We start from the raw sequence: 12,640 nt of genomic DNA on the forward strand, positions 1-12,640 counted from the left end.
TTGTTTTGAGTTTGCGCAGAGGAAAGCGGGACTGGTGGAGACGAACCTTTCACGCCTGTTTGGTCGTTATTATTTTGATGAGCACGTTATCGCCGGTCCTTCAAGCGTCGTCGTCGGCTGTAGACGGTTTGACGGCTGCGGAGGCCAAAGAGCTGCTGGAGAAACTGGTAAGCGGAGAAAGCGCGGAAAGCACAGGGGAAATCCGTACGATTCAGGCCGCGACACTGGAGCGGCCGCCGGGGCCTGGAGTGACGGGATCGGTATACAGCCTGGCTGCTTTGCTTCCGAACGATCCGCTGCTGCCGCAGCAATGGGCGCTCGGGGCGATCGAAGCGGAAGCGGCGTGGAATACGGTTACCCGCGCGGCTTACGGTGCCATGCCGCCGGTCGTCGTCGCCGTCATCGACAACGGGTTCGACACGGCCCATCCGGATCTTGCCGGCAGGCTGCTGCCGCTGATCGACTGCTCGGGTGACGGGGAGATTCCGTGCGTGGATGCGGCTCCGGGGGTACGGGCCGTGAACAAGCTGACGGACGGGGAAGAGCGGGGAACGCACGCCGCAGGCATCATCGCCGCAACTGCCAACAACGGGATCGGGATAACCGGCGCGGCCGGGACGATGCCGGTATCGATTTTGCCGGTTCAGGCGGCCGACAGCGCTTTTAACGTAGCGGCTGCAGTCAGCAGAGCGATGGAGTGGAGAGGAGCGTCGGGTGAGCGGGTAAGCGTCATCTACATCGGCCCCGGGTTCAGGGAGTATGATCCTCCGACCTACTTGTCCGGTGTGATCGCAGAAGCTTATGCGCAGCAGATCGTCATAGTAGCGGGGGGCGGAGACGACGGAACGCCGGTGCGCAACGGGGAAACCGACGCCTACTACCCGGCGGCGCTGCCGCAGGTGATATCGGCGGGAGCATTGAGCCGGTTGTCGGTCCCGCTGGCCGGATCGAATCCGGGAACAACCGTCATGGCGCCCGGCGAGGAGATCCTAAGCGCGCTGCCGTCCGGGCAGTACGGCACGAAAACCGGTTCGGCCAGCGCCGCCGCATATGTCGCGGCAGCTGCGGCGCTCGTTCGCGCCGTACAGCCGGAGCTCACGGCGGGCGAAGTGCGCCAGGCGATAACGGCCGGTGCATCCGGTACGTCATGGAGCATGAATCGGACGCTGTTATCCGTTCTACCCGACCCCGGGGATCGGACGGCTCCGGTATGGCCGGCCGGGAGCGTTATCCACGCGCCGGCGGTCGGTCACAATGCGGTCCGGCTGGAATGGACGCCGGCGGTCGGCGAGACCGGACTCATCCGGTACGTTCTATATCAGGATGGGGCGCCGCTGCCGGGGGGTTCCGAATCTCCGGCGAACATTCGCGGACTGACGCCCGGCACCTCTTACGTATTCAAGGTCGAAGCGGCCGATTTGTCCGGCAATCGGACGACAGACGGCCCGTACGTGACGATCCAGACGAAGCCGCCCATCGTTACGGAAAAGATCAGCGTGAATGGGCTAGGCGAGCCGGGGAACGGCGACAGCCGGTATTCGTCCGTCAGCGAGGACGGCAGGTGGGTGGTGTTCGGCTCCGAAGCGGCCAATCTGGTCGCGGGCGATACGAACGGCAAGGAAGACATTTTCCTCCGCGACAGAATGAACCGGGTGACGAAACGGATCAGCATGTCGCAAAGCGGTCTGGAGGCCAACGGCAGCAGTCATGCGCCGGTTATGAGCATGGACGGCAGATTCGTCCTGTTTTCTTCCTTCGCGACGAACTTGCTCGCCGCTCCGGGGTCCGGCTCGACGGAAGATCTCTACTTGTACGACGGCGAGACGGGCGGTTTGGAAAAAGTAGCCGAAGACGTAAGCGCCGGTTACGTATACGTGTATGAGAGGCCGTATGCGATGAGCGAGAACGGCCGGTACGTCGCCTTTGCTTCTTACGGGACGAACGGTGTGGAGGATGATTTCAACAACAATTGGGACGTATTCGTCAAGGACCGGTGGAGCGGTCAGACAACCCGGATTACGGACCGGATGTACGGCAGCTTCAAGTATCCCCACACGACCCGGATCTCGATGACGCCGGACGGCCGATATATTGTGTTCACCTCCGATGAGCACGATCTGGTGCCGGGCGATACGAATGGCAGATCAGACGTGTTCGTGTACGACCGGAAGACGGGTCTTACCGAACGGGTCAGCCTATCTTCTTCGGGCGAAGAGGGGAACTCCGCCAGCGAGAGCGGATCGATCAGCGCGGACGGACGGTATGTCGTTTTTACGTCGTATGCGAACAATTTTATTCCGGGTGACGACAGCTACAACCTGGATTTATTCGTCCGCGACAGAATCGCGAAAACGACGGAGATCGTAAACGTGACCCTGTCCGCGGAACCGGGCTTCGGATCGAACGAATCGCCCTCGATCAGCGCGAACGGCAGGTGGATCGTGTTTTACTCGAACGATGAACTGCATCCGGGCGCGTACAACCGGAACGTCTACCTGCACGACCGCGAGACCCTTCAGACGGAGCTGATGAGCGCATCTCCTGCTGGCGAGCCGGGCAACGCCGACAGCATCCGCGGAGCTGTAAGCTGGAACGGCAAATATGCGGTTTTCGATTCGGTCGCTTCCAACTTGGCAGGCGAACCGGAAGGAGAATCCACTTACGGGCATATCTATTTCAGGGAACTGCCGGTTTACGCGAACAGCGACCGGACACCGCCCGTATGGGGCGAAGGCGCCGCGCTTGCTGCAGCGCAAACGGGCGGCTCCTATGCGGCGCTCCGCTGGACGCCGGCGCTGGATGAAGCAAGTCCGGCGATCTATAAGGTATACCGCGACGGCGTACTGCTGGATATCGTACCGGAACCGGCTTATCTCGTTACCGGATTGTCGCCGGGCAGAACGTACTCGTTCGCCGTAGAGCCGGGCGATACGTTCTACAACTGGAGCGCGGCGCGGATATCGGCGTCGGCTTCGACGCTTGCCCAGCCTGAGACGACGCCGCCGGAAACCGCTAGCGGCATCGCATTGCTGCCGGAACTCGGAGGTTTGGAGGTCCGCTGGACCGACCCGGCTTCTCTCGATTATGTCGGGACCATCGTGAAGTGGCGGAAGAAAGGGGCGATCGGCTACAAAGAAACGGCTCGGATCGCGCCGGGCGTACAGACGGCGGCTATGCAAGGACTTACGAACGGAACCGAATACGAGGTCGTGCTCGTCAGCCTGGATGCGGACGGCAACCGTTCCGAAAGCGCCCCGGCCACAGCCCGTGTGACCCAAGGGCGGCAAATCACCCGCGTAAACGTCTCCGGCTCCGGGGAACAAAGCAACCAAACGAGCTTGCGTCCGGATGTGAGCGATGACGGAAGATACGTCGTATTCGATTCGGATGCGGATCATTTGGCGGAACGGGACGGGAACGGAAAAACGGACGTATTCCTGTATGACCGCGTTGCCGACACGATCGAGCTGATCAGTAAAACCGGAGACGGAGCTTCCGCCGACAATATAAGCTTCGAGCCGAAAATAAGCGGCGACGGACGATATATCGTCTTTACCTCGTATGCCGGGAACCTGATAACGGACGACGCGGCCGGCCCGGCGGCGGATGTGTTTCTGTACGACCGGCATACCGGACGTATGGCCAAAATCAGCTATCCGGCCGAAGGCGGGGCAGGCAACGGCGACAGCTACAGGCCGGCTGTAAGCGGCGACGGCTCGAGAATTGTCTTCCTTTCCTATGCCAAGCTGGTGCCGGACGCACCGGATCAACTGAGTGTATACCTGTACGAGCGGGAGACGGACTCCGTGTCGCTGCTGCGGCTGGCGGACGGAACGATCGCGAACGACGACAGCGGTCCGCCCGCGATTAGCGGCAACGGTCAGTATATTGCTTTCGCTACGGAAGCGAGCAACATGGACCGGACCGATACGGACCGCTACCTGGACGTTTATTTATTTCATATTCCCGACAAAACGGTCAAGCGGATCTCGACGTTCCCGGGCGACCGGACGATTTCCTACGATCCGTCCATTAGCGAGGACGGACGTTACGTGGCGTTTAAGTACGAAGATCACAGCGATTATAATCTGTTTCCGGTTATTTACGTGTACGACCGGGACCGGGACGAGACGGTTGCGGCTAGCCGTTCAGTCACCGGAGGACTGCCGGACGGAGACAGCGAATCGCCTTCGATAAGCGGCGACGGCCGGTATGTCCTTTACGCTTCGAGAGCGGCCAATCTGGCTGCAGGCGACTCCAACGGCGTATACGACGTATATGCGTTCGATCGGCATACCGGGGAGACGGCTCCGCTAAGTCTCACGTATGCAGGCGGATGGGCTAGCGGCAGCTCCAGAATGCCCGCAGTGAGCGGCGACGGAATGTACGTGGTGTTCGAATCGGAAGCTTCCGATCTGATCACGGGCGATACGAACGGTGTATCCGATCTGTTCCTCGCACTTTTGCAGGCGCCGCCTCCCGACGATACGGTTCCTCCGGTGTTCCCGGAGGGCGGCCGCGCCCTGGTGAAGGAAGCGGGAGCCGACTTTGTGACGCTGAGCTGGCCTGCGGCAAGCGACGACCGTGCCGTTGCGGGCTACCGCGTGTCCTACGGCGGTACCTCTTACGTTTCTTTTCCCGGCACTGCAACAGAAGGGACCGTATGGGGGCTTCTGCCTGGTACTGAATATACATTTACAGTAAAAGCGGCGGATGCGGCAGGAAACGAGAGTGCGAACGGATTAACGGTCGTTGCGGCGACAAAGAGCGGATCGGAGGTGCGGTTAAACGACGTCAGGGCGACGACCGAGCGGAGCGGCTCCGGCTACGCTTCTCTGAACGGAACAGTGCGGCTCGAAGCGGAAGGAAGTCCCGGTGGGAGCGCAGAAGCCCGTATCGACTATGTGAAGGCGGACGATACGACTGACAGCTTGCTTATCCCGCTTACCGCTTCCGGTGCGGCAAGTCCGCTTTATGCGGGGGAATTCGCCATCCCGGAGGGCGCCAAGCAGATCCGCAGCGCGGAAGTAACTTTAACTGTAGCCTCCGCATCCGTCAAGCGGAGCAAGACGCTGGATATCCCCGTAGGCGGCAGCTTAAAGCTGCACATCCGCTCCGAGGACGGATCGAGGCTCCAAAATGCGGTACTGACGCTGAGCGGCGGCGCGTTGCAGGGCGAACAGAAAGTAACGCTGACCGGCAATGGCTCCTATACGTTCGGCGGTCTCCCTTCAGGCGAAGGCTATGAGCTGAAGCTTCGCTCCTCGCTTGGCCGCGAGCTGCCTTTGAGGGAATCGGATCAAGGATATACGGTCCGTCAGGGGCTAACGGCGGAAGCGACCGTCCATCTCCGCGTGTTCCTCCAGGTCGTCTATGCCGGCGGCGGGATCGCCGACATCACGTGGTCGATTCCGGCGGACGAAACGGATTTGGCGGGCTTCGTGATCTACCGGAAGACAGGCGGCGCCGACCCAGCCGAAGTCGGCCGAGTAAACGATCCGTCGGTTACGAAGTTCACCGATGCGGGACTGGCAAGCGGAGCCTCGTATTCGTATGAGGTGCACAAACGGACAACGTCGGGCACGCAGACTCCTTTCTCCGACGAAGTGACCGTTTTTACTCCGGAATTGTCGATCGCCGATCCGCTATGGAACGCGGATACGATCCGGGTGGGCGGCTCGAAATATGCCGTAACGGGCAGCGGCCTCCAGGTCCGGTTCAAAGGCGAAGCGAACCGCAGCGCCAAGATGACGGTGGAGTATAAAACGTGGTTCGACGCTGCCGGGCAACTGCTGGAAGAGCCGGCGCAGCAGACGAAAGAAATCGCGATGGAGCCGGACCCCGAAGCTCCGAACGGGTACAAAGGGACGTTTGTGCTGGAAGACGGGATCTCCGAGGTGCGGCGCGTAAAACTGTCCGTCACGGACGCTTCCGGCCGGAGTACGGAAAGAGAGGTGACCGGACTGTATTATCCGGTTGCCGGCAAACTGAAAGTGAACGTTTATCCCATACCGGAAGATTTCGGGAAATACGACGGCAATTTAACCGTCCGGGGGAAATCGTACGCGACGTGGAGCGAGATCGGGACAGGCGGCGGGGAGATTGCGATTCCGCTTCCTTCCGGAACGGATTATTCGTTTACGATTATGGGCAGCAACAGAACCGTTATTTGGAATAGGGAAAACATCGAAATTCGGAACGGATTGCAGACGGAAGCTCAGCTGGAGCCGCCGGCCAGAGTGCGCATCACGGTACTTGACGCCAAAGGCCAGCCGCTTCCGAACGTGAAATACGTCCTTCGCGGAAAGCGCGGGTCGGTCGACCAAGGGAAGACGGGACCGGACGGTATCATCGTCTCTCAAAAAGCGTTGTTCGTCGGGGAAACGGTCACGTTAACGACGGACATGAGCGATCAGCCGGCCTATAAGCCCTTTACCGCTTCTTTCGTGCTGGACCGGGAGCATTATGAGCAGTCGGTCTCACCGGTGGCGAAGCCCAGCGGTACGTTGTACGGCAGCGCCTTGGACCCGGCTGGCAAGCCGACCCCGGACGCCGCCGTTCACATCTACAATGAATCGTTCCGCAGCGTCGCAGCGGTTGACGAGAACGGCATGTACAGCATGGAAGTACCGGCAGGTTCCGTCACCGTGGAGGCGGTAAGCAAATCGAATGCGCTGGTGCGTTCGAAGCCGGCCCGTATGGACGTAACGGAAGGCGAGCGGGTTCAAAGGGACCCGAAGCTGCTGAATATGGATGCGAGGGTCAACATCAATTTGTATACCAAATTGCCCGGCGGCAATTGGCAAGGTCCGCTCGATCTCGATTGGAGAGTCGCGATCCATATGCACCTGACGTCCACGCATTCGGTGCTGGAGCACGGGAACCCGGCGCGTATCCGGGCGCAGGAGGGCGATGTCGTCCAAATATGCGCCGACGGCCGGGAGGCCGGTCTGTCCAAGAAGTGTGCGGAGACGACGATCGACGAGAACCGGAACGGCGCCGTTGATCTGTATCTCGAAAGCGCCGGTTCGTCGGTAACCGGTACGATCGTTCATCCGGAGGGCTCCGCTTCGGCAAGCTACCGGGGGGATTTGTACCGGCTGAGCGAGCAGGGACGGTTGAATTTGCAGCGGATCGTTTGGCTGAACAGCGGACCTTTTAGACTGGACATCGCCGAGGAAGGTAATTACATGCTGTATGTCAGCGACAACCCGTCTCGTCCAACGGCTGCTCAAACCGTAAGCTTCCGGCTCGGGGCGGGCGAATTGAAGCCTCTTGGCGACATTCGGCTGGGCAGCAGCGGGAAGTTCAAAGGCAGAAGCGGAACGAGTCTCCAGCTTTTGTCCGGACCGGCCACGCTTGGCAGCGCCGCTGCTATCCGCATCAGCTACGCCAATACGGGAGAACCCCGGGGACAGGCGGAGCAAGCGAAGCTAACGATCGGACTGCCGGAAGGCACCGCGATCGTACCGGGCAGCGTCACGGTGGGAGGACAGCCGGGCGAAGCGAGGATGCAGGGACAAACTGCGGAGATTTCGTTGGGAACTGTCGCGGCTGGCGCTTCGGGAGTCGTGCTGTTCCAGCTGTCGATCGACCAGGTGGACTCGAATCAGGAGAAGGCTTTATCGGCTTCGCTGCGCTATACGTACGGCGCTGAGGAGCGTGAGGAGCTTCTCGGAGTGCTCCCGGTTGATACGGTGCCGATCACGCTTGCGGCGCCGGAGACGGTTACCGGTTACTCCATGAAAGTGAACGGGAAGGCGCCTGCGGGAGAACAGGTGACCGTATATGACGGAAATGTGCCGCTTGGTCAGGCGGTAAGCTCGCCGGCCGGTTATTGGTACCTGTCCGTACAATTGCCCGAATCCCGCGAGCCCGAACACCGGCTGCGGGCGGAGACGATCGTCGGCGGACGGCACGTATCGAGCGCGACGGCTCTCGTGAACGTCGATCCGGAAGCGGCGCTGCTGGAGGAAATGTCAATGATGCAGGCCGACGGACGCAGGATGACGTTCCGCCCGTCCGAAGGGCAGGCTATATTCCCCTACGTCGTCGTGCCGGGTAAGCCGTTCCTGTTCGAGATGAGCTTCAGCCAGCCGGAACGCATTAGCGACGTAACGGTGCAGATGGGCAACAACATCGCTAATGCTCAAAAGGTGGATGGCTTGTTCAAGGCGACCATTCCGACAACAGACGATATCGGTCCGGTATGGGTGTCTTACCGGGTCAAGCCGAAGTGGGTTCCGGATACGGCGGGCGGCATGCCGACGGAGGAGCAGTTCCGCAGCCGGCTGCCGTCCCGTATGCAAAACTATACGATCGAGAAAATCACGATTCCCGATGCGGACTTGAATGCCGTACTTAACGGGACGGCGGACTCGGCCAAGTCGGCGGTGATCGACGCCAAAGTGCCCGGCGATATGAATGCGCAGGCGCAGATTACGGTTCAGAGAATGCCGAATTACGAGCCGACGCCGGACGAATACAGGCAGGCGGAGTATACCGGACTTCCCGTCTACGGCACGTCGGTCAGCTACAAGAAAAAGGGCAATTCGCTCGTCATCGATTTCAGCATCAACATTCCGGCGGAAGAAATCAGGGAAGCGGGAAGTCTGGCCGCAGGCTTGCAGCGGCTCGGCCAAAAGGCGGCCGGGACGACGGGCAAAGCTGGCCAGGGCGAAGTCCGCATCATGTCCGGCGGCAAAAAAGAAATGATCAAGCTCGCGCTTCAACTGACGCTTGACGCCCTGACCGATCACGTACCGGATGTTATGGCGCTGATCGATAAACTAAAAAGCTTAAAGGATCTCGCAGGCGCCTCGAAACTGTTCGAAAAAGCCGAGAAGCTGCTGATCCGTGCGCAAAATTTGTGCGATCCGAGAGCTAGCGAGTATTACACGAGATGGGCGGAGGAAATCGGCACAACGATCATGATCCATGAAGGGATCAAGTGGACGCTTCAGGCGGCCGGTCTCGTTCTGGGTCCCGAGACGCTCGGGCTCAGTACGGCTCTTGGGTTCTGGCTGAGCGGGCTGCTGGCGGAAAACGTGCTCGACTCGCTCGTTGAAGACGAACAAGGCAAGCTGGAGAAGGCGCTGGATCAATTTAAGTGCAAGCTGAAGCCTTATCCGGAGAAAAAACCGCAAGCCGATCCGAAATTTATATGGGACCCGAGCGGTTATGTGTACGAAGGGCTGCCGGACAATCGCGTTCCGGATGTGAAGGCCACCGTACTGGAGCAAGATCCGGTCAGCGGATTATGGAACGTCTGGGATGCGGCCTGGTACGGCCAGGCCAACCCTCAGTATACGAACGGGGAAGGGCGGTACGGCTGGGACGTGCCGAAGGGCAGATGGCAGGTCATGTATGAGAAGGATGGGTATGAGACGGCCTACAGCCATGAGATGGAGGTGCTGCCGCCGCATTTCGACGTGAACGTTCCGATCGTATCCTATCAGCCGCCGGAAGTTACTTCCGTTACGGCCCGGCCGGGAGGCGGCTCGGTGGACGTCTACTTCTCGAAGCCGGTTAACGCGGACGATCTGGCGCCGGAGCTGATCCGCTTAGACGGACGGGAAGGCACCGTCTCCGGAAGCGTGTACGGGATCGGACCGGTGACGGTCGGCGGACGGATGCTTGCGTATGGCATCCGGTTCCAGCCTGCGGCGCCGCTGACGGCCGGCGAGACGTATGTAGTAACGGTAAGCCGCTTGGTTACAAGCTATGCGGACATTCCGCTTCAGGCCGACGTCCGCCGAACGGTTGCGGTTCACGGGCAAGATGCTGCCGCTCCTTCCGAGGTAGGCGGGGTCAGTGAAGGGATGACGTCCGATTCGATTACGCTGATCTGGAACGACCCGGCAGACGCGGATTTCGATAAAGTGCGCGTATACTGGAAAAAATCGTCCGATCCGGCCTATGGTGCTCCGCTTGATGTGAGCAAAGGGACGAAATGGGTGTCGGTGAGCGGACTGGAGCAGGGCGACTATTCGTTCCGGCTGGCAACCGCCGATACGAACGGCAACGAATCGGCCGGAGTCGTACTGATGCGTACGATCGGCGAGCGGGAACGGGACGATTACTCTCCGCCGCTGCCGATCCTCGATCTGAGGGTGACCGCTGCGGAAGCGGACCGGCTCCAGGTCGCTTGGACCGATTCGGTAGCGCCGGATCTGGCGAAGCTGATCCTGAGCTGGAAGCCGGTCGGAAGTTTCGCCCTGGCGAAGACGGCCGCTGTCGATCCGGGAGTCGGGACGTATACGATCTCGGGACTGGAGCCGAATACCGAGTACGAGCTCACGATCCAGGCTGTGGACCGGAGCGGCAACCCGTCGATAGGCAGTTTGCTTTCTGCCTCGACGAAGCCTGCGAACGGCAAACCGCTGCCGGGTCCGGGCGGCGGAGGCGGCTATGCGCCGGTACCTCCGAAATCGCCGGGTGCAGGCTCGGAATGGATTATTGAGCCAAAGGGCGGAACGTACGCCGCTTATGACGGCAAGGTGAAGGTAGTCGTGCAGGAAGGGGCTGTCCCTGCGGGCAGCAAGATGACGGTTGTGCAAAGCGAGAGCCCGGCGGCGCAGCCGGGATCGGGATATACGTTAACATCCCCGGCTTACGAGCTGAATCTCGGGACGATCCGACCGAAGCAGCCGCTAACGCTGCTGATCGAATACGACCCTGCTCTGTTAAACGGATTGGATGCAGCCCGTCTCGGATTGTATAAGCGGAACACGATGGCTGCGGCCGGATGGGTATATGCCGGGGGAATTGTACAGGAGAAGGAGCATCGGGTCCGCACGGATGTGACGGAATCCGGCCAGTACGCCGTACTTCTGTATGAACGCAGCTTTAGCGATATGCCGGGGCATTGGAGCCGGCCGGACGTCGATGTTCTCGTCAGCCGACATATCGTGAACGGGGTATCGGAGAACCGGTTCGAGCCGGATCGGGCGATCACCCGCGCGGAAATGACGAAGATGCTCGTCGAGACGCTGATCGGTGCCGGTTTGCAAAAGCCGGATGCTCCGGAAGCACCGACTTTCCGGGACGTTTCGAAGGAAGCGTGGTATTACGCGTACGTCGAAACGGCATCCCGAGCCGGGATTGCGCAAGGCGCAGACGGCATGTTCCGTCCGGGCGATCCGGTGACGCGCGAAGAAATGTCGCTGTTCGTCGGCCGGGCCGTGAATCTGCTCAGCCGCGGCGCTTCGGAGCAGCCGGACGACGATACGTCGCTGGACCGGTTCGAAGACGCCGGCCGGATTTCGGAATGGGCGAAGGCCGGTATGGCGCGCGCCATCAGTCTCGGTTTCATCCAGGGGATGACGGACCGGACGATCGAGCCTCAGGCGGAAGCGTCCCGCGCGCAGGCGGCTGTTCTGCTGCTGCGTTTGCTGGCTCGTTACGGATATATAAGCGAGTAGATCAGAAGCCGCCCGGTGAGGGCGGCTTTTGCCTTGCCCCCTTATCCGGAAGATCCGATACGAACATTCCTTTATAGAGGTAGTTCAAAAAGTCCACTTTTGATCACGGAGCAGATACAGGAAGCCTACTTCACATCGAATATGGAATTCAGCCGGAACTTCCGGTGCTCACAAAAGCTCCCACTACGCTCCTCATTTCCTAGCTTCATCCCATCTTCTCGGTGCTGAAAACCGGACTTTTTGAACTCGCACTTATAGGGGGGACGACAGCAAATGATAACGAAACGTTGTTTATTTTGCGATAAAATCGTACCGGTTAAAGAAAAAGGCGAATACAGCTGGTTTGTCGGCTGCAGCTGTGCTCCCGACAGCCAATACAGTTTGCGTACGGACAGCTATGACCCGTTTGCCGCGCTTTCTTATCAAGTGAAGCACCAGACGTTCCCGATCGTCTCCGGGTATATCCGCGATATGAGTGAATGCGGGGAAACGGTTGCTCTTGCGATCGACGATCTGGAGCCGATCTGCGAGTCTCCGCGCGTACCGGCCTCGATCGAAGAGAAGGCCGACCTGCTGCTCACTTATTTCCACAGGCGTTGTTCGGGGCCGAACGAAGCGGTCGTCATCCGGCAGCTGCCCGAGCAGTACAACTTGACGTATTCGCCGAACTTGCAGGAGTTCGTCCATATTATAGAGAAGCTCCGGGAAGACCGGCTGATCGAGCGGGCCGGTTCGACCATCCGGCTGACGGACAAAGGGTGGCAGGAAGCGGCCGCCAAAGCCGGAGGCAAACAGTTGAAGCCCTGCTTCGTAATACTGGCCGATCACGAGGAGATGAGGACGGAATGGGCCGAGAAAGTATTTCCGAAGCTCGAAGGGTGCGGGTACTTTCCAAGACTGGCCGGCAAGCCGGAGGCGGGCAAGGTCGGAGACGATACGATCCGGCTCATGTCCGGCAGCAAGCTGCTGATCGCGGATTTATCGGTGCCATCGCCGGAAGTGTACTTTGCCGCAGGGCTGGCGCTCGGCCTAGACGTACCGGTCGTCTGGACGGTGAACCGGAAGGAGGCGGACCGTGTGCCGATCCAGACGGATCAGGTGCGCCCGTTCGTGTGGGACCGGGCCGAAGAGCTTGCCGATCTGCTTCAGCATCGGATTCGGGCTTTGTGATTTGGCGTGCGGCTTCCCGCTAGGCGGTTCGGGGTTGAAATTTTGTG

General features: G+C 60.2%; 2 protein-coding genes. Both read left to right on the top strand.

What is annotated here, in order from left to right; genetic code table 11:
• Positions 1-5 precede the first annotated feature (5 nt).
• Entirely contained in the window at positions 6-11,423 is an 11,418-nt protein-coding gene (locus tag PV433_RS21670) for a fibronectin type III domain-containing protein (RefSeq protein ID WP_332074138.1), read from the top strand.
• Positions 11,424-11,696: 273 nt separating this feature from the next.
• Positions 11,697-12,593: a hypothetical protein gene (locus tag PV433_RS21675; RefSeq protein WP_332074139.1), complete on the top strand. Its 897-nt coding sequence runs from the start codon at positions 11,697-11,699 to the stop codon at positions 12,591-12,593.
• The last annotated feature ends 47 nt before the right edge of the window (positions 12,594-12,640 follow it).

The sequence above is a fragment of the Paenibacillus sp. GYB004 genome, assembly GCF_036577605.1.
In the GTDB taxonomy this organism is placed as follows: Bacteria; Bacillota; Bacilli; order Paenibacillales; family NBRC-103111; genus Paenibacillus_AB; species Paenibacillus_AB oceani.